This window comes from Aliiroseovarius sp. S1339 (genome assembly GCF_023195695.1).
Taxonomy (GTDB): Bacteria; Pseudomonadota; Alphaproteobacteria; order Rhodobacterales; family Rhodobacteraceae; genus Aliiroseovarius.
In genome coordinates, this window is the sequence record NZ_JALPQG010000015.1 from 1 (window position 1) to 19,653 (window position 19,653).

Sequence of the window (19,653 nt, forward strand, 5' to 3'; positions counted from 1 at the left end):
GAGATGGTGATGCCGGGCGACAACCTGAAGTTCGCGGTTGAACTGATCGCGCCGATCGCGATGGAAGACGGCCTGCGCTTCGCCATCCGCGAAGGTGGCCGCACCGTTGGCTCCGGCGTTGTCTCGAAGATTATTGCGTAATTGGCGAAAGGCGAATTGGCGGTCACGCCAAATCTGCCGAGAGCCTGATACAACGGAAAAGGGCGCCCTGAGGGACGCCCTTTTTTGTTTCCTGACTAACTGCCAGCCGGATTTCAGTCTATAGTGTAGCCCAATCAAGTACACTAAACAGGGTTTGTGTTCGATGCCGTTTCTGGTTTTTATCATGTTTCTGTCAACCTTGCTGACAATTTTTGCGTTACTGCAGCCAGCTTGGTCGGACATAATTGTGATCACTTTACCTTGCGCTTTAGCCAGTTTGCTTTTGTTGGTTCGGTTTTTCCAGAAACTCGATCCAAAACAGAAATCGAGAAAGCCAAAATCTCTAAGCAAACCTGCGAAACAGCAGCCTGATAAACCCGCTGTTATTGATGGTTCAAATGTCATGCATTGGAAAGAAGGCGAACCCAGTTTTGATCCATTGCATGACGTGATCAGCAAACTAAAATGGCTCGGCTTCACGCCGGGCGTTATGTTCGATGCTAATGCAGGGTATTTGTTGGAAGGACGGTATTTGGACGATGCCGCCATGGCGGCACGGTTGTTACTTCCTGAAAATGCGGTGGTGGTTGTTGAAAAAGGGCGGCCCGCTGATCCAGTTATCCTTGCCGCTGCAACAAATATCGGAGCCATAGTTGTAACGAACGATCGGTATCGCGATTGGATGGCGGACTTTCCCGAAGTTCGCAAGCCGGACTTTCTTGTATCTTGATAACTGCTACTGTTCGCTCGGTGAAATTCGAAAGCCCAAGCGGTGTCATTTGGTGCCAGTTCTACAAGTCCGGATCCTTCATCCTGTGACCTGTCCGCACACCCGGATTCCCCTCGACCGCGCGCATCATTCGGTGAATCCTTCTTCTTCGCCGCCAGGACCGCGCGAGGGGCAGCACCTCGGTCAGATTCTCCAGCAATGCGCTGTCATCCAACGCGCCGACCCGCCCGGTCGCCAGCGCTTCATCGTCGATCTGGCGTGTGTTCAGGAAGATCACCGTATCATCGGGGCAGAAGGCCACGGGTTTGAACCAGTCCGACATTCGGTGCATTTGCACGGGAATCCACGGCAAGCGCCAATAGAAGTAGTCCTGCTGCACGACCAGTGACTGCCCCGGGATCAGATGGGGAAAGAACCTTTCGGCAATACCGTCCGTGGTGTCGGCCGATTTGGCAGCGTCCATGATCAAAAGCTCGATTGGATCGCCATCCCAACTTTTGCTCATGATATCGCCGCGGTGCAGGGTGATACAGTCGTCCCACGGCTCTAAAAACTCACGGGCCAGCCAATAGGTGTCTGTGCCCTTGAACGCGGCGATGCCCTTTCGATAAAGCTCGGTTTTCTTGGTGCGTTCGTCGGCTTTGAAACGGTCATAAGCGTGAATCCAGTTGCGTTTGCCTGCAGCCAGATGCCCCTCCGCCAGTCGCGCTGTGGACCCTCCAACGAAACACCCCAGATCAACGACCGCGCCGATGTCCTGGGTCCAGTTCGAGGTCAGCCAATAATACAGCTTCTGTTCGGCCCCGGCCAACATCGTGGGCACGCTGCGGGCCTGTTGCAATCGGTCCCAGCCGATTGTGCGCCAAGGGGCGTCGCTAAACTCGCTGGTGTCTCTCATCATCCTGACTGCGTGCTTAGCGCATCGCGGGAGGCACAAAAAGCCGAACTTTCCGATGCTGGACGGATTCTTCGCCGAAAGCCACGGAAAGCGCTTGAAAAACGCCCCGGCTTGCCGTAACCCGACCCTCGGTCCTAGGGGTATAGCTCAGTTGGTAGAGCGACGGTCTCCAAAACCGTAGGTCCACAGTTCGAGTCTGTGTGCCCCTGCCACCATCCATCCTATCGCTGACCACGACCGCACCTTTTCAGCGCAAATGTCGCCGCGTTGGGCCAACGAGGCTTGAAAACCCCGCGCGCATTGCGTAATTGACCGCCTGACCCATGAGAGGCTGAGAAATAAGATGACCAATCCGCTGCAATTCATCCAGCAGGTGCGCGCCGAAGTGTCGAAGGTGACATGGCCGACCCGCCGCGAGGTGCTTCTGACCACAGGGATGGTCTTTGTGCTGGCCGCGCTGACGGCACTGTTCTTCTCGCTTGTTGATCTGGGCATCCGCAGTGGTCTGTCCGCTGTGCTTGGTCTGTTTGGCTGAGTTTTCGCCTGCCCCCTTGAAATGAGGTCATTTCGGGGGTAGTCCGGGCGACACTTCGGGACGGGCGTGTGGCGATTCGAGTTGCACGCCGCTTTTTTGTTCCCGAAAACGGAATTTGAACTGGCCCACAGGGCGCAAGAAGGCAGAGGCTGATATGGCGAAACGGTGGTATTCGGTGAGCGTGCTCTCGAACTTCGAAAAGAAGATTGCCGAGCAGATCAAGACCTCGGTTGAAGAAAAAGGCCTGGGCGAGGAAATCGACGAGGTTCTGGTCCCCACCGAAGAGGTGATCGAGGTTCGTCGGGGTAAGAAAGTGACTGCCGAGCGCCGCTTCATGCCCGGCTATGTGCTAGTGCATATGGAAATGTCGGACGAAGGCTATCACCTGATCACGTCGATCAACCGCGTTACTGGCTTTCTGGGCCCGCAAGGTCGCCCGATGCCGATGCGTGACGCGGAAGTAAATGCGATCCTCAACCGTGTTGAAGAAGGTGTTGATGCGCCGCGCACCCTGATCCACTTCGAAGTGGGCGAGAAGGTTGCAGTCACCGACGGGCCGTTTGAAGGCTTCGACGGGATGGTCGAGGATGTAGATGACGACAACCAGCGCCTGAAGGTGACGGTGTCGATCTTCGGCCGGGCAACACCGGTCGAACTGGAATACACGCAGGTCACCAAACAGGCCTGACGCGTAAGTCGCCCAGCCGGGCGGGCGTGGGAGGGGCAGGGATCGCGATCCCCAATCCAGACCACGACAATGGAAGGCGAAGGGACGCGTCCCCGAGCCGTTGTTAAAGGAGAAGCCAAATGGCTAAAAAAGTAGCTGGCACGATGAAGCTGCAGGTTCCTGCAGGTCAAGCCAACCCCAGCCCGCCCGTGGGCCCCGCATTGGGTCAACGCGGCATCAACATCATGGAATTCTGCAAGGCGTTCAACGCCAAGACGCAGGAATTGGAAGCCGGTGCGCCGTGCCCGACCGTGATCACCTATTATCAGGACAAGTCCTTCACCATGGACATCAAGACGCCCCCCGCGTCTTACTTCCTGATCAAAGCAGCAGGCCTGAAGTCGGGTGCTAACAAGCCCGGCCACGAAACCGTTGGGACTGTGACCGCTGCGCAGGTGAAAGAAATCGCCGAAGCGAAAATGAAAGATCTGAACGCGACCGATATCGAAGCTGCGATGTTGATCGTTCTGGGCTCTGCCCGGTCTATGGGCATTGAGGTGAAGTAAGATGGCGAAACTGGGTAAACGTACCACAGCCGCGCGCGAAGCATTCGCCGGCAAAGACAACCTTTCGGTCGAAGAGGCTGTTGCTTTGGTAAAGGGCAACGCGAAGGCAAAATTCGACGAAACCATCGAAATTGCAATGTCGCTGGGTGTTGATACACGTCATGCAGACCAGATGGTTCGCGGCGTGATCGGCCTGCCTAACGGCACTGGCAAAACCATGCGCGTTGCTGTTTTTGCTCGCGGTCCGAAGGCGGAAGAAGCTCAGGCAGCCGGTGCTGACATTGTTGGCGCAGAAGACCTGATGGAAACCGTGCAAGGCGGCACTATCGAGTTTGATCGTTGCATTGCCACACCTGACATGATGCCGATCGTTGGCCGCCTGGGCAAAGTTCTTGGCCCGCGCAACCTGATGCCGAACCCCAAAGTTGGCACCGTGACCATGGACGTAAAAGAAGCCGTGGAAGCTGCCAAAGGCGGTGAAGTTCAGTTCAAAGCTGAAAAAGGTGGCGTGGTTCACGCTGGTCTGGGCAAGGCGTCGTTTGACGAAGCCAAGCTGGTCGAAAACGTGCGTGCCTTCATCGAGGCCGTGCAGAAGGCCAAACCTGCTGGAGCCAAAGGCACTTACATGAAGAAAATCGCGCTAAGCTCGACCATGGGTCCGGGCATCACCATCTCGGTGGACAACGCGACAGGCAACGCCTGACCCTCTTGTTCACAGAACAGTTCAAAGGGCGTCCAATGCGGCGCCCTTTGTTGTTTGTTTTTCCCGTTTTGCGCTGTGGCGTATTTCGTGCTAGTCTTTGATGATCTGAAGGGCGACGTGTTAGAGCGCGCGCCCATTTAGGGGTTGGAAAACCTTTCCAAACATCCTACATACCCTTTGCAGCCCAGCGTGCGATTCGTCGTGCGCTGTTTTGCATTTCGTCCGAGACGGTGGGTGACGCTGGTGGGCCAAGCTGAAAAGCGACCGCGCGCAAGGGTCATAATTCCTGCCTGAGATGGGAAATGAACAAAAGAATTCTCGCGGCCGTTCGGCCCTGAGGCGATTTTGCGAAGGACCCGTATAACGGACCCGATTGCCGGGTTTTCTCTGAAAATCTGGTGAAATAAGAGCCGGAGGGTCTGACCCTCCATACTTGGAGTAAAACTGTGGATAGAGCCCAGAAAGAGAAAGTGGTCGAGGAACTCGGCCAGATCTTTGAAAGCTCTGGCGTTGTAGTGGTTGCCCACTACGCGGGACTCACGGTTGCCGAGATGCAGGACCTGCGTTCGCAAATGCGCGAAGCTGGCGGGTCGGTGCGTGTTGCCAAGAACAAGCTCGCCAAAATCGCCTTGGAAGATAAGCCGGCCGCTTCAATCGCCGACCTTCTGACAGGCATGACCGTTCTCGCCTATTCCGAAGATCCTGTGGCTGCGGCCAAGGTCATGGAAGGCTATGCCAAAGATAACGACAAGCTCGTGATCCTTGGTGGTGCTATGGGTGAAACGGCGCTGGATACGGCCGGTGTCAAAGCTGTTGCCGCTATGCCGTCACGTGACGAGCTTATTGCTTCGATCGTTGGCTGCATTGGCGCACCTGCTGCGAACATCGCCGGGGCCATTGGCGCACCTGCTTCGAACATCGCATCCATCTTGTCCACAATCGAGGACAAGGCTGCTTAAGCAATCTGAGCCCTGCGTGGCGAAAACCGCGCACGTTGGAACACATATAAAACGGAAAGAAGTCAAATGGCTGATCTGAAAAAACTTGCTGAGAGCATCGTGGGTCTGACCCTTCTCGAAGCACAAGAACTGAAAACCATCCTCAAAGACGAGTATGGCATCGAGCCCGCAGCTGGCGGCGCAGTGATGATGGCTGGCCCTGCCGGCGACGCTGGTGCAGCTGCTGAAGAAAAAACCGAGTTCGACGTCGTTCTTAAGAACGCTGGCGCCTCGAAAATCAACGTGATCAAAGAAGTTCGCGGTCTCACCGGTCTTGGCCTGAAAGAAGCCAAAGAGCTGGTCGAAGCTGGCGGCAAGATCAAAGAAGGCGTGGACAAAGCCGAAGCAGAAGACGTCAAAGCCAAGCTGGAAGCAGCTGGCGCCGAAGTCGAGCTGGCCTAAGCCTTTCGCTTTCGGGTCGCTTGAAGACCCGCACATTATGGCTGGGTCCGGAGAAATCCGGGTCCAGCCGAACCTGTCTTGGAGAGGGCCTGCGCTGCGACGCGGACGTTTTCCTGGGAAAGGTTCACTGGATCGGGAGGAAGCCTTTGGGACGGCTTCCGGGAATTGGTCCGAACCCCCTCTCTCGGACGAGGCGTCGCCGGTGACCCAACGGTTGGCGCATCAGTTGAGAAATGAAAGGTAATTACCTTATGGCGCAGTCCTATCTTGGCCAGAAACGCTTGCGTAAGTACTACGGTAAAATCCGTGAAGTGCTTGAGATGCCGAACCTGATTGAGGTTCAGAAAAGTTCCTATGATCTTTTCCTGAATTCGGGCGATCAGCTCGAACCTATGGATGGTGAGGGCATCAATGCCGTTTTCCAATCGGTTTTCCCGATCAAGGATTTTAACGAAACAGCCATTCTTGAATTCGTCAAATACGAGCTGGAACAGCCGAAGTTTGACGTCGAAGAATGCCAACAGCGCGACCTGACCTATTCGGCGCCGCTGAAAGTAACGCTTCGCCTGATCGTGTTTGATATTGATGAAGATACTGGCGCGAAATCCGTCAAAGACATCAAAGAACAAGACGTGTTCATGGGCGATATGCCTCTGATGACGCCGAACGGCACCTTTGTCGTGAACGGCACCGAACGTGTGATCGTGTCCCAAATGCACCGTTCGCCCGGCGTGTTCTTTGATCACGACAAGGGCAAGACGCATTCGTCTGGCAAGCTTCTGTTCGCTTGCCGCATCATTCCCTATCGTGGCTCGTGGTTGGACTTCGAGTTCGACGCCAAGGACCTTGTCTTTGCGCGTATCGACCGCCGCCGCAAATTGCCTGTGACGACCCTGCTTTATGCGCTGGGTCTGGATCAGGAAAGCATCATGGATGCCTATTACGACACCGTTCAGTACAAGCTGAAGAAGAACAAGGGTTGGGTTACCAAGTTCTTCCCCGAGCGTGTTGCAGGCACCCGTCCGACGCAGGATCTGGTAAACGCCAAGACTGGCGAAGTGATTGCCGAAGCAGGTAAGAAAATTACGCCGCGCGCCGTCAAAAAGCTGATGGAAGATGGCAAGACCATCGACCTGCTGGTGCCGTTTGACGCAATCGTTGGTCGGTATGTCGCCAAGGACATGATCAACGAAGAAACCGGCGCGATCTATGTCGAAGCTGGTGACGAACTGACGCTGGAGCACGACAAAGACGGTGAACTGATTGGTGGTTCGCTGAAAGAGCTGATGGATGCGGGCGTGACCGACATTCCGGTTCTGGACATCGACAACGTCAATGTTGGCCCCTACATCCGCAACACTGTGGCAGCTGACAAGAACGTCGGTCGCGACACCGCGCTGATGGACATCTACCGCGTGATGCGTCCGGGCGAGCCGCCCACCGTAGATGCCGCGTCGGCATTGTTCGACACGCTGTTCTTCGACAGTGAACGCTATGACCTGTCGGCTGTTGGTCGTGTAAAAATGAACATGCGTCTGAACTTGGACGCCGAAGACACGCAACGCACTCTGCGTCGCGAAGACATCGTCGCCTGCATCAAGGCGCTGGTTGAGCTGCGTGACGGCAAGGGCGACATCGACGATATCGACCACTTGGGCAACCGTCGTGTGCGCTCGGTCGGTGAGCTGATGGAAAACCAGTATCGTGTTGGCCTGCTGCGTATGGAACGCGCGATCAAGGAACGCATGTCGTCGGTCGAGATCGACACCGTCATGCCGCAAGACCTGATCAACGCGAAACCAGCTGCTGCGGCTGTGCGTGAATTCTTCGGCTCGTCGCAGCTGTCGCAGTTCATGGACCAAACCAACCCGCTGTCGGAAGTCACCCACAAACGCCGCCTGTCGGCGCTTGGGCCAGGTGGTCTGACCCGCGAACGTGCTGGCTTCGAGGTGCGCGACGTGCACCCGACCCACTATGGTCGGATGTGTCCGATTGAAACGCCGGAAGGGCCGAACATTGGTCTGATCAACTCGCTGGCAACGTTCGCCCGCGTGAACAAATACGGCTTCATCGAAACGCCTTATCGTAAGGTTGTGGACGGCAAGGTCACGGACGAAGTGAACTATATGTCCGCCACCGAGGAGATGCGTCACACTGTGGCTCAGGCCAACGCGCATCTGGACGAGAACGGCCGTTTTGAAAATGATCTGGTGAACACCCGTCAGTCGGGCGAATACACCATGGCGCAGCGCGAAAGCGTTGACCTGATCGACGTGTCGCCCAAGCAGCTGGTATCGGTTGCGGCTTCGCTTATTCCGTTCCTGGAAAACGACGACGCCAACCGCGCCCTGATGGGGTCGAACATGCAACGTCAGGCCGTTCCGCTTCTGCGGGCCGAGGCACCGTATGTCGGCACCGGTATCGAAGGCAAGGTTGCCATCGACTCAGGTGCTGCCATTCAGGCCAAGCGCGGCGGTGTCATCGACCAGGTTGACGCAACGCGTATCGTTGTGCGCGCCACCGAAGACCTTGGTCTGGGTGACGCGGGCGTCGATATCTATCGTCTGCGCAAGTTCCAGCGGTCGAACCAGAACACCTGCATCAACCAGCGTCCGCTGGTGAAGGTGGGTCAGCAGGTTTCGAAAGACGAAGTCATTGCCGATGGTCCGTCCACGGATATGGGTGAACTGGCTCTGGGTAAAAACGTGGTCGTCGCGTTTATGCCTTGGAATGGCTACAACTACGAAGACTCGATCCTGATCTCGGAACGTATCGCGCGTGACGACGTGTTTACCTCGGTCCATATCGAGGAATTCGAAGTCGCTGCACGTGACACGAAACTTGGGCCGGAAGAGATCACTCGCGACATTCCGAACGTCGGTGAAGAAGCGCTGCGCAACCTCGACGAGGCTGGCATCGTTTACATCGGTGCGGATGTTGAGCCGGGCGATATTCTGGTCGGTAAGATCACACCCAAAGGCGAAAGCCCGATGACGCCGGAAGAAAAGCTTCTGCGTGCCATCTTCGGTGAGAAAGCATCGGACGTTCGCGACACCTCGCTTCGTGTGAAGCCGGGTGACTTCGGCACTGTTGTCGAAGTGCGCGTCTTTAACCGCCACGGCGTCGAAAAAGACGAACGTGCCCTGCAGATCGAACGGGAAGAGGTCGAAAGCCTTGCCCGTGACCGCGACGACGAGCTGCACATTCTGGAGCGCAACATCTATGCGCGCCTGCGCAGCATGATCGAAGGCAAGGTTGCCGTGAAGGGGCCGAAAGGCGTCAAATCGGGATCGAAAATCAACGACGAGCTTCTGGAAAGCCTGAGCCGCGGCCAGTGGTGGCAGCTTGCACTGGAAGACGAAGATGATGCCAAGATCGTCGAAGCCCTGAACGAACAATTCGAAGCGCAGAAACGTGCTTTGGATGCGCGTTTTGAAGATAAGGTCGAAAAAGTCCGTCGTGGTGATGATCTGCCGCCGGGTGTGATGAAGATGGTCAAAGTCTTCGTTGCCGTGAAGCGTAAGCTTCAGCCGGGCGACAAGATGGCCGGTCGTCACGGGAACAAAGGTGTTATTTCCAAGGTTGTACCGATGGAAGACATGCCGTTCCTTGCTGATGGGACGCCCGTCGACTTCTGTCTGAACCCGCTGGGTGTGCCGTCGCGTATGAACGTCGGTCAGATCCTTGAAACCCATATGGGTTGGGCCGCGCGCGGTCTGGGTTTGAACATCGACGAAGCCTTGGGTGAATACCGTCGCTCCGGCGATCTGACCCCGGTTCGCGAAGCCATGCGCATCGCTTATGGCGACGATGTCTACGAAGAGGGCATTGCTGGCATGGACGAAGACACGCTGGTCGATGCCGCAGGCAATGTGACCCGTGGTGTGCCTATTGCAACGCCCGTCTTTGATGGTGCGAAAGAGGCTGACGTGAACGATGCGCTGACGCGTGCCGGGTTCGACACCTCGGGCCAATCGGTTCTGTTTGACGGTCGCACCGGCGAGCAGTTCTCGCGCGAAGTGACGGTGGGTGTGAAATACCTGCTGAAACTGCACCACCTTGTGGACGACAAAATCCACGCGCGCTCAACCGGTCCCTACTCGCTTGTTACGCAGCAGCCGCTGGGTGGTAAGGCGCAGTTCGGTGGACAGCGCTTCGGTGAGATGGAGGTCTGGGCCCTTGAAGCGTATGGCGCTGCCTACACGCTGCAAGAGATGCTCACGGTCAAATCGGACGACGTTGCCGGACGGACGAAAGTCTATGAAAGCATCGTCAAAGGCGAGGACAACTTTGAAGCCGGCGTGCCAGAAAGCTTCAACGTTCTTGTCAAAGAAGTCCGCGGCCTCGGCCTTAACATGGAACTCTTGGATGCAGAGGGCGAAGAGTAAGCCATGATGGAGACTGCCATTCAGCGCGTAAAACAGTTGGCGAAAGGAAGGCTTGCATCGCGCAAGCCTTCCCGTGCTGCTGTGGATACTGCTGATCTTGAACGCCCTGCGTTCGATGGTGACCGTCAGTATCTGTTTATCACGGGCTGTTCACGCAGTGGGACCACTGCGTTGACGACGTTGGTAAACAAGCACCCTGACGTTGCTGTTGGCTACGAGCGTTTCTCCAAGCTGTCCAAGGAAAATGGATTGACGCCGGAGCTGTATCAGGCAGAGCGCTTTTGCGAGTTTCGCACAGGCGACACCCATCACAATGGGTGGGCTGGGGATGCGCTTCGCGAACCCGTATTGCACAAGATCCATGCGGCGCGTTTGATTGGCGACAAGATCCCCAATCTGGTCGAGCGGCTTGAACAGCTGAACGGTTTTCCAAATGCACGGGTCATCTTCATCGTTCGAGAACCGTATGGCATCGCCAACAGTTTTGTCGTGCGCGCTCAAAATTCTAAAGACATCTGGGCGGCAGATCGAAGCTATGAAGCGGCTGTTAAAGAATTCAACAGTGCCATGTCGTGCATAGAAGAATTTGCGGCCAGCGGAGAGCGGTGTCTTGTGCTGAATTATGAAGAGTTCTTTTTCGACCGGGTCGGGGAAGAACAATTGTGGGAGTTCCTAGACGTGGACCCTGCAACATTAACTGATTGTGACGATATTTTCCGGGCATCACGCGCTTCCGACAAACGCGGTGCGAATGCGGTGGCACGGGAAGTTTCGATGAATGCAGATTTTGACGCTTACCGGCGTGTGTCCCAGATGGGGCAATCTCATGCCGGGAATGTCGGAAATATAAGGAACTAGGGCGAATGAACCAGGAACTGACAACAAATCCGTTCAACCCTTTGGCGGCCCCCAAGACCTTTGACGAGATCAAGGTTTCTCTGGCCAGCCCGGAGCGGATTCTTTCGTGGTCGTATGGCGAGATCAAAAAGCCTGAGACCATCAACTACCGGACGTTCAAGCCCGAACGCGACGGTCTGTTCTGTGCCCGTATCTTTGGCCCGGTCAAAGATTACGAATGCCTGTGCGGCAAGTATAAGCGCATGAAGTATCGCGGCGTGGTCTGCGAGAAATGTGGCGTTGAAGTTACCCTTCAGAAAGTACGCCGCGAGCGTATGGGCCATATCGAGCTGGCGGCACCGGTCGCGCATATCTGGTTCCTGAAGTCGTTGCCGTCGCGCATCGGCCTGATGCTGGACATGACGCTTCGCGATCTGGAACGCATTCTGTATTTCGAGAACTACGTGGTGATCGAACCCGGCCTGACGGACCTTACCTATGGTCAGTTGATGACCGAAGAAGAATTCATGGACGCCCAGGATACGTTCGGCATGGACGCCTTCACAGCCAATATCGGTGCGGAAGCCATCCGTGAAATGCTGGCCGCGATCGACCTTGAAGCGGAAGCCGAACAGCTGCGTGCTGATCTGGCCGTTGCCACGGGTGAATTGAAGCCCAAGAAGATCATCAAGCGCTTGAAGATCGTTGAATCCTTCATTGAATCGGGCAACCGCCCGGAATGGATGATCCTGACCGTCATCCCGGTTATCCCGCCCGAGTTGCGCCCGTTGGTGCCGCTGGATGGTGGCCGTTTCGCGACCTCGGATCTGAACGATCTGTATCGCCGCGTGATCAACCGCAACAACCGTCTGAAGCGTCTGATCGAACTGCGCGCGCCCGACATCATCGTCCGCAACGAAAAGCGGATGTTGCAGGAATCGGTTGATGCGCTGTTTGACAATGGCCGTCGTGGCCGCGTGATTACAGGTGCTAACAAGCGCCCGCTGAAGTCGCTGTCTGACATGCTGAAGGGTAAGCAAGGTCGCTTCCGTCAGAACCTTTTGGGGAAACGCGTCGACTTCTCGGGTCGCTCGGTTATTGTGACCGGACCTGAGCTGAAGCTGCACCAATGTGGTCTGCCGAAGAAGATGGCGCTTGAGCTGTTCAAGCCGTTCATCTATTCGCGCCTTGAAGCCAAAGGCCTGTCTTCCACTGTGAAGCAAGCCAAAAAGCTGGTCGAAAAAGAACGTCCCGAGGTTTGGGATATTCTGGACGAGGTTATCCGCGAACACCCCGTTATGCTGAACCGTGCACCCACGTTGCACCGTCTTGGCATTCAGGCGTTCGAACCGATCCTGATCGAAGGTAAAGCCATCCAGCTTCACCCGCTGGTCTGTTCGGCGTTCAACGCTGACTTTGATGGTGACCAGATGGCCGTTCACGTGCCGCTGTCGCTGGAAGCTCAGTTGGAAGCTCGCGTGTTGATGATGTCGACGAACAACGTTCTGTCGCCCGCCAACGGCGCGCCGATCATTGTTCCGTCGCAGGATATGATCCTTGGCCTTTACTACATCACGATGGAGCGTGAAGGCATGAAGGGCGAGGGCATGATCTTCTCCGACGTGGACGAAGTTCAGCACGCTTTGGACGCTGGTGAAGTTCACCTGCACGCCAAGGTTCAGGCCCGCATGAAGCAGATCGACGAGGAAGGCAACGAAGTGACTGTTCGCTTCGAAACCACTCCTGGCCGTATCCGTCTTGGCGCGCTTCTGCCGCTGAACGCGAAGGCTCCGTTCGAACTGGTGAACCGCCTTCTGCGCAAGAAAGAAGTGCAGCAGGTCATCGACACCGTCTATCGTTATTGCGGTCAGAAAGAATCGGTTATCTTCTGTGACCAGATCATGTCCGTCGGCTTCAAAGAAGCGTTCAAAGCAGGCATTTCGTTCGGCAAGGACGACATGGTTATTCCGGACAGCAAATGGCCGATCGTGGATGAAACCCGCGATCAGGTGAAAGGGTTCGAACAGCAGTATATGGACGGCCTGATCACGCTGGGCGAGAAGTACAACAAGGTGGTCGATGCCTGGTCGAAATGTAACGACAAGGTCACCGACGCCATGATGGACGCCATCTCGTCCGCCAAGCTGGACGAAAACGGCGCTGAAGCGGAACCGAACTCGGTTTACATGATGGCGCACTCCGGCGCGCGTGGTTCTGTCACCCAGATGAAACAGCTGGGCGGTATGCGTGGGCTGATGGCCAAACCTTCGGGCGAGATTATCGAAACGCCGATCATCTCGAACTTTAAAGAAGGTCTGACCGTGCTTGAGTACTTCAACTCGACCCACGGTGCCCGTAAGGGTCTGTCGGATACGGCTTTGAAAACCGCGAACTCGGGTTATCTGACCCGTCGTCTGGTGGACGTGGCGCAAGACTGCATCGTCCGCATGGTCGATTGCGGGACCGAGAAATCGATCACTGCCGAAGCGGCTGTGAACGACGGTGAAGTCGTCGCGACCTTGGGCGAACGTCTTTTGGGTCGTGTTGTCGCCGAGGATGTTCTGGTTCCGGGCACGGACGAAATCATCGTTGCCAAGAACGAGCTGATCGACGAACGCAAAGCGGATGAGATCGAGGCCTCGGGCGTGGCGACTGTGCGCATGCGCAGCCCGCTGACCTGTGAAGCCGAAGAAGGCGTTTGCGCCAATTGTTACGGCCGTGACCTTGCACGCGGTACGCGTGTGAACACAGGCGAAGCGGTCGGTATCATCGCGGCGCAGTCGATTGGTGAGCCCGGTACACAGTTGACGATGCGGACGTTCCACATCGGCGGTGTTGCGCAGGGTGGTCAACAGTCGTTCCAAGAAGCCAACCAAGACGGCAAGATCGAATATCGGAACGCCAACATTCTGGAAAACCGTGACGGCGAGATCGTTGTCATGGGCCGGAATATGGTTCTTGCGATCATCGACGAAAACGGCGCAGAGCGCGCTGCGTTCAAGCTGGGTTATGGCACCAAGTTGCACGTCAAGGACGGCGCAAAAGTGGGCCGTGGCGACAAGCTGTATGAATGGGATCCCTACACTCTGCCGATGATCGCAGAGAAAGACGGGATGGTTAAATTCGTCGATCTGATCAGCGGTATCTCAGTGCGTGACGAAACCGATGACGCAACTGGTATGACGCAGAAGATCGTCTCGGACTGGCGTTCGGCGCCGAAAGGTAACGAGCTGAAGCCCGAAGTGATCTTGGTTGACGAAGATGGCGAGCCCGTGCGCAATGACGCAGGCAACCCGGTGACCTATACTTTGTCCGTCGATGCGATCCTGTCGATCGAAGACGGCTCGAAGGTGAAAGCTGGTGACGTTGTCGCGCGTATCCCGCGTGAAGGTGCCAAGACCAAGGACATCACCGGTGGTCTGCCGCGTGTGGCCGAATTGTTCGAAGCACGTCGTCCGAAAGATCACGCAATCATCGCCGAAATCGATGGTTACGTGCGCTTTGGCCGCGACTACAAGAACAAGCGTCGCATCTCGATCGAGCCGGCTGATGAAAGCATGGAGCCCGTCGAATATATGGTGCCCAAGGGCAAGCACATTCCGGTTGCGGAAGGTGACTTCATCCAGAAGGGCGAATACCTCATGGACGGCAACCCCGCGCCGCATGACATCCTGTCTATCATGGGGGTCGAAGCGCTGGCTGACTACATGATCGACGAAGTTCAGGACGTTTATCGCCTGCAAGGTGTTAAGATCAACGACAAGCACATCGAGGTGATCGTTCGCCAGATGCTGCAGAAATGGGAGATCTTGGACTCGGGCGAAACCACGCTTCTGAAGGGCGAACATGTGGACAAGGCCGAATTCGATGCAGCCAACGAAAAGGCAGCGGCCGAAGGTCGTCGCCTGGCAGCGGGCGAACCGATCCTGTTGGGGATCACCAAGGCTTCGTTGCAGACACGTTCGTTCATCTCGGCGGCGTCGTTCCAAGAGACAACCCGCGTTCTGACCGAGGCATCTGTCCAAGGTAAGCGCGACAAGCTGGTTGGCCTTAAGGAAAACGTCATCGTTGGTCGCCTGATCCCGGCTGGGACCGGTGGGGCCACGCAGCGTGTGCGCGAGATCGCACAAGCCCGCGACATGAAGGTGATCGAAGAAGCCCGCGCCGAAGCTGAAAAAGCAGCTGCGCTGGCCGCACCTGCTGACGACGTGTTTGGCAATGGGTCCAATGATGACAGCGGGTTGGTTGAGACGCCGGAATTTGGCGGATCAGAACAACCCTGATCGTCTTTGAAATGAGTTTGGAAAGCCCCGCCCATGTGGCGGGGCTTTTCGTTTGCAAGGACCGCTGGTCGTTGACTAAGGTTCAGACCAAACCGTTGATCCATTAAGGCGGTCACCATCCACAGACCCCAATTGGAAGACACGATGTCAGTTTCGGACAATATGAAAGGTGCGGCGTTGATGTCCGGCTCGATGGCTGGATACACGTTGAATGACGCCTGCATGAAGGCCCTCGCCGGTGATCTGCCCTTGTCACAGGCGGTTTTCCTGCGCGGTGTTCTGACCTGTGTGATGCTGTATGCCTTGGGGTTGGCGCTTCGATCGCTGACCTTCAAACTGAACCGCCGCGAATGGAAATTAATGCTTTGGCGGTCAGTGGCAGAAGCTGGAGCCACCTACTGTTTCCTGAGCGCGCTGTTCAATATGCCGATTGCGAATGTCACAGCGGTCTTGCAGGCGTTGCCGTTGACCATCGCCCTAGCGGCATGGGTGTTTTTGAAAGAGCCGCTGGGTTGGCGTCGCCTTGTTGCCATTCTGGTTGGTTTCGTCGGCGTTATCATGATCGTCCAGCCGGGCGGTGATGGGTTCACCGCATGGTCGATCTATGCACTTGTCGCTGTCGGCTTCATCACCTTTCGCGATCTCGTTGTGCGGAAAATGGCGCCGGAAACCCCGTCGATGACCGTGGCCTTGGTGACCGCTATTGTCATAACGGTGTCCTTTGGGGTCGCGTCCTTTGGGGTCGAGTGGGCACCGGTGAATGCGTGGAACGGATTGGTCTTGTTCCTGTCTGCCGTGTTTATCTTCATCGGCTATCTTTTTGCGGTGATGGTGATGCGGGTTGGCGACATCGGCTTTGTTGCGCCCTTCCGATATACGGGCCTGATTTGGGCCCTGATTATCGGGCTGGTCCTTTTCAACGAATGGCCCGGTGCTTTGACACTGGCGGGTGCCAGCATAGTCGTCGCCACGGGCTTGTTTACCCTTTTGCGTGAACGACAGTTGGCCCGGCGGCTGAAGTTTGAGGACTGAGGCGCAATCTTGTCCGGCAGGCTTTTGACCACGATCATTTGGCGACCAGCCATCAGCCGTGCCAACATCGCGTCAGACTGTTGACAGGGGGGGCGACTCCTCATATACGCCGACCATCCAACCGGGTCATGCCCGGCTTATCAGAATTGAGGGATCAAGGTCAGAGCTACTTTTAAGCGCTGATCCTCTGTGAACCAACCGCGTCGTTTGCCTCGGAATGGAAACGATCGCGGGTTTTCGCTTTGCAGACGTGCGGGGCGGGGAAATGCAAACCGCACGGGGACACTCGTGCAAACACATGTGTTGAGAAACGGGAAAAGAGCCCTATGCCAACGATCCAACAGCTGATCCGCAAACCGCGCCAGCCTAAAGTAAAACGCTCCAAGTCGATGCACCTGGAGTCCTGTCCGCAAAAACGTGGCGTTTGCACGCGCGTTTATACAACCACACCGAAGAAGCCGAACTCGGCCATGCGTAAGGTCGCCAAGGTGCGCCTGACCAATGGTTTTGAGGTCATCAGCTACATCGGCGGCGAAAGCCACAACCTTCAGGAGCACTCGGTGGTTCTGATCCGTGGCGGTCGTGTAAAAGACCTTCCGGGTGTGCGTTACCACATCCTTCGCGGTGTTCTGGATACTCAGGGCGTCAAAGATCGTAAGCAACGCCGTTCGAAATACGGCGCCAAGCGTCCGAAGTAAGGAGATCTCGGAATGTCTCGTCGTCACGCTGCTGAAAAGCGCGAAATACTGCCCGACGCCAAATTTGGCGATCGTGTGCTGAGCAAGTTCATGAACAACCTGATGATCGACGGTAAGAAGTCGGTCGCAGAAACAATCGTCTATAACGCGCTGGATCGCGTTGAAGACAAAATCAAGCGTGCGCCTGTGGAAGTGTTCCACGAAGCGCTGGACAACATCAAACCGTCGGTCGAAGTTCGTTCGCGTCGGGTTGGTGGTGCTACCTACCAGGTTCCGGTCGAAGTGCGCCCCGAGCGCCGTGAAGCGCTGGCAATCCGCTGGCTGATTACTGCAGCCCGTAACCGCAACGAGAACACCATGGAAGAGCGTCTTGCTGGCGAACTTCTGGATGCTGTGAACTCGCGCGGTACTGCCGTTAAGAAACGCGAAGACACCCACAAAATGGCCGACGCCAACAAAGCGTTCAGCCATTATCGCTGGTAAAGCCAAGGAAGGAAGAAAACCATGGCACGCGACTATCCTCTCGACCGTTATCGCAACTTCGGCATCATGGCGCACATCGATGCAGGTAAAACCACCTGTTCGGAACGCATTCTGTTTTACACCGGCAAATCCCACAACCTTGGTGAGGTGCACGATGGTGCGGCCACCATGGACTGGATGGAGCAGGAACAGGAACGCGGCATCACGATCACCTCGGCTGCGACGACCACGTTCTGGGAACGCACCGAAGACGGTGTGACGCCCGATTCCGAAAAACACCGCATGAACATCATCGACACCCCCGGCCACGTTGACTTCACCATTGAAGTTGAACGTTCGCTGGCCGTGCTTGATGGCGCTGTTTGTGTTCTTGACGCCAATGCTGGTGTTGAGCCGCAGACCGAAACCGTGTGGCGTCAGGCCGACCGCTACAAGGTTCCGCGTATGGTGTTTGTCAACAAGATGGACAAGATCGGCGCAGACTTCTTCAACTGCGTTCGCATGATCGAAGACCGCACCGGCGCGCGTGCTGTTCCCGTCGGTATTCCGATCGGTGCAGAAACCGAGCTGGAAGGCCTGCTGGACTTGGTGACCATGGAAGAATGGCTGTGGCAGGGTGAAGACCTTGGCGCATCGTGGATCAAAGCTCCGATCCGCGACAGCCTGAAAGACATGGCCGACGAATGGCGTGCCAAAATGATCGAAGCTGCCGTCGAAATGGACGACGAAGCGATGGAAAACTACCTCATGGACGGCGCCGAGCCGGACGTGAAAACCCTGCGCGCACTGCTGCGCAAGGGCACGCTGGAGCTGGCATTTGTGCCTGTTCTTGGTGGTTCCGCGTTCAAAAACAAAGGCGTTCAGCCGCTTTTGAACGCTGTGATCGACTATTTGCCCAGCCCGATGGACGTTGTTGATTACATGGGCTTCAAACCCGGCGATGAAACCGAAACCCGTAACATTCCGCGTCGTGCGGATGATGATATGGCGTTCTCGGGTCTGGCGTTCAAAATCATGAACGACCCTTTCGTCGGCACGCTGACCTTTACCCGCATCTATTCGGGTGTCCTGAACAAAGGCGACACGCTTTTGAACTCGACCAAAGGTAAGAAAGAGCGTGTTGGTCGGATGATGATGATGCACTCGAACGACCGTGAAGAGATCTCGGAAGCGTTCGCGGGCGATATCATCGCGCTGGCAGGTCTGAAAGACACCACCACAGGTGATACGCTTTGCGCGGTCAACGACCCAGTGGTTCTAGAAACCATGACCTTCCCGGATCCGGTGATCGAGATCGCGGTTGAGCCGAAAACCAAGGCTGACCAAGAGAAAATGTCGCAAGGTCTGGCCCGTTTGGCTGCTGAAGACCCCTCGTTCCGCGTGGAAACTGACATCGAAAGTGGTCAGACCATCATGAAGGGCATGGGCGAACTTCACCTGGACATCCTGGTTGATCGCCTGAAGCGTGAATTCAAAGTGGAAGCCAACATCGGTGCCCCGCAGGTTGCGTATCGTGAGACGATTTCGAAAGAGGTCGAGCATACCTACACCCACAAGAAACAATCGGGTGGTTCGGGTCAGTACGCCGAGGTGAAGATGATCATCTCGCCGACCGAAGCTGGCGAAGGGTTCTCGTTCGAAAGCCGCATCGTTGGTGGTGCTGTTCCGAAGGAATACATCCCCGGCGTCGAAAAAGGTATCAAATCGGTTATGGACAGCGGCCCGTTGGCTGGCTTCCCCGTGATCGACTTCAAGGTTGCCTTGATCGACGGTAAATTCCACGATGTTGACTCGTCGGTTCTGGCCTTCGAAATTGCAGGCCGTATGGGTATGCGCGAAGGCATGCGTTTGGCTGGCGCCAAGTTGCTTGAGCCGATTATGAAAGTGGAAGTGATCACGCCCGAGGAATACACCGGTGGCATCATTGGTGATCTGACCTCGCGTCGCGGTCAAGTTTCAGGTCAAGAGCCGCGCGGCAACGCGATTGCAATTGACGCAAACGTGCCGCTGGCGAACATGTTTGGCTACATCAACACACTGCGCTCCATGTCTTCGGGCCGTGCGCAGTTCACGATGCAGTTCTCGCATTACGATCCGGTTCCGCAGAACATCTCGGACGAAATTCAGGCGAAATTTGCCTAATTGAACAAGCCGGGCAGGGGGGCCTTGCCCGGCGCTTAGATTAATAGGAGGCCATCATGGCTAAGGAAAAGTTTGAACGCTCCAAACCGCACGTCAACATTGGCACGATTGGCCACGTTGACCACGGCAAAACGACGCTGACGGCGGCGA

Annotated in this window: 16 protein-coding genes, 1 tRNA gene and 1 pseudogene; 17 read left to right on the forward strand and 1 reads right to left on the reverse strand. The window is 56.1% G+C overall.

All coding sequences use genetic code 11. From position 1 onward, the window contains the following. Both tuf and MUY35_RS16925 read left to right on the forward strand, forming a co-directional pair. Nucleotides 1–141, forward strand: a pseudogene (gene tuf / locus MUY35_RS16920) (elongation factor Tu); the annotation flags it as partial. Nucleotides 142–304: 163 nt separating this feature from the next. After that, nucleotides 305–871 (forward strand): hypothetical protein, encoded by a 567-nt coding sequence (locus tag MUY35_RS16925; protein ID WP_248370366.1) that lies wholly within the window; start codon nt 305–307, stop codon nt 869–871. Between the two features lie 61 nt (nt 872–932). On the opposite strand, the gene MUY35_RS16930 is transcribed toward MUY35_RS16925, so the two are convergent. Continuing rightward, nucleotides 933–1,769, reverse strand: a complete 837-nt coding sequence (locus tag MUY35_RS16930) for a hypothetical protein (protein WP_248370367.1) — start codon at nt 1,767–1,769, stop codon at nt 933–935. Between the two features lie 136 nt (nt 1,770–1,905). Between MUY35_RS16930 and MUY35_RS16935 the strand changes: the two genes are divergently transcribed. The 15 genes from MUY35_RS16935 to MUY35_RS17005 all read left to right on the forward strand — a co-directional run. Then, nucleotides 1,906–1,981 (forward strand) — tRNA-Trp (locus MUY35_RS16935). Between the two features lie 131 nt (nt 1,982–2,112). Next, on the forward strand, nt 2,113–2,304 hold the full coding sequence (secE, locus tag MUY35_RS16940; RefSeq protein WP_248370368.1) for a preprotein translocase subunit SecE: 192 nt from the start codon (nt 2,113–2,115) through the stop codon (nt 2,302–2,304). A 154-nt stretch (nt 2,305–2,458) separates the two neighbouring features. Continuing rightward, nucleotides 2,459–2,992 carry a transcription termination/antitermination protein NusG gene (gene nusG / locus MUY35_RS16945; RefSeq protein ID WP_248370369.1) on the forward strand — a complete coding sequence of 178 codons (534 nt, stop codon included), beginning with the start codon at nt 2,459–2,461 and terminating at the stop codon, nt 2,990–2,992. A 119-nt stretch (nt 2,993–3,111) separates the two neighbouring features. Then, on the forward strand, nt 3,112–3,537 hold the full coding sequence (rplK, locus tag MUY35_RS16950) for a 50S ribosomal protein L11 (RefSeq protein WP_248370370.1): 426 nt from the start codon (nt 3,112–3,114) through the stop codon (nt 3,535–3,537). A gap of 1 nt (nt 3,538) precedes the next feature. Next, on the forward strand, nt 3,539–4,240 hold the full coding sequence (rplA, locus tag MUY35_RS16955) for a 50S ribosomal protein L1 (protein ID WP_248370371.1): 702 nt from the start codon (nt 3,539–3,541) through the stop codon (nt 4,238–4,240). 446 nt (nt 4,241–4,686) lie between these two features. Next, on the forward strand, nt 4,687–5,199 hold the full coding sequence (rplJ, locus tag MUY35_RS16960) for a 50S ribosomal protein L10 (RefSeq protein ID WP_248370372.1): 513 nt from the start codon (nt 4,687–4,689) through the stop codon (nt 5,197–5,199). Nucleotides 5,200–5,265: 66 nt separating this feature from the next. After that, entirely contained in the window at nt 5,266–5,640 is a 375-nt protein-coding gene (gene rplL / locus MUY35_RS16965; RefSeq protein WP_248370373.1) for a 50S ribosomal protein L7/L12, read from the forward strand. Nucleotides 5,641–5,891: 251 nt separating this feature from the next. Then, entirely contained in the window at nt 5,892–10,028 is a 4,137-nt protein-coding gene (gene rpoB, locus MUY35_RS16970; protein ID WP_248370374.1) for a DNA-directed RNA polymerase subunit beta, read from the forward strand. A 3-nt stretch (nt 10,029–10,031) separates the two neighbouring features. Continuing rightward, the gene (locus MUY35_RS16975; RefSeq protein ID WP_248370375.1) at nt 10,032–10,886 is read left to right on the forward strand and encodes a sulfotransferase; all 855 of its coding nucleotides are present in this window, start codon (nt 10,032–10,034) and stop codon (nt 10,884–10,886) included. A 5-nt stretch (nt 10,887–10,891) separates the two neighbouring features. Continuing rightward, a complete protein-coding gene (gene rpoC, locus MUY35_RS16980) occupies nt 10,892–15,148 on the forward strand; it encodes a DNA-directed RNA polymerase subunit beta' (protein WP_248370376.1) in 4,257 nt (1,418 codons plus the stop codon). Between the two features lie 144 nt (nt 15,149–15,292). Next, the gene (locus MUY35_RS16985) at nt 15,293–16,180 is read left to right on the forward strand and encodes a DMT family transporter (protein ID WP_248370377.1); all 888 of its coding nucleotides are present in this window, start codon (nt 15,293–15,295) and stop codon (nt 16,178–16,180) included. 326 nt (nt 16,181–16,506) lie between these two features. Continuing rightward, nucleotides 16,507–16,878, forward strand: coding sequence for a 30S ribosomal protein S12 (gene rpsL / locus MUY35_RS16990; RefSeq protein ID WP_248370378.1), 372 nt, complete (start codon nt 16,507–16,509; stop codon nt 16,876–16,878). Nucleotides 16,879–16,890: 12 nt separating this feature from the next. Then, complete coding sequence (gene rpsG / locus MUY35_RS16995; protein WP_091428120.1) at nt 16,891–17,361, forward strand: 30S ribosomal protein S7; 471 nt, start codon at nt 16,891–16,893, stop codon at nt 17,359–17,361. Nucleotides 17,362–17,382: 21 nt separating this feature from the next. Beyond that, nucleotides 17,383–19,503 carry an elongation factor G gene (fusA, locus tag MUY35_RS17000; protein ID WP_248370379.1) on the forward strand — a complete coding sequence of 707 codons (2,121 nt, stop codon included), beginning with the start codon at nt 17,383–17,385 and terminating at the stop codon, nt 19,501–19,503. Nucleotides 19,504–19,559: 56 nt separating this feature from the next. Further along, nucleotides 19,560–19,653 (forward strand): GTP-binding protein (locus tag MUY35_RS17005; protein WP_002583150.1); only part of this gene is annotated, 94 nt, incomplete at its 3' end.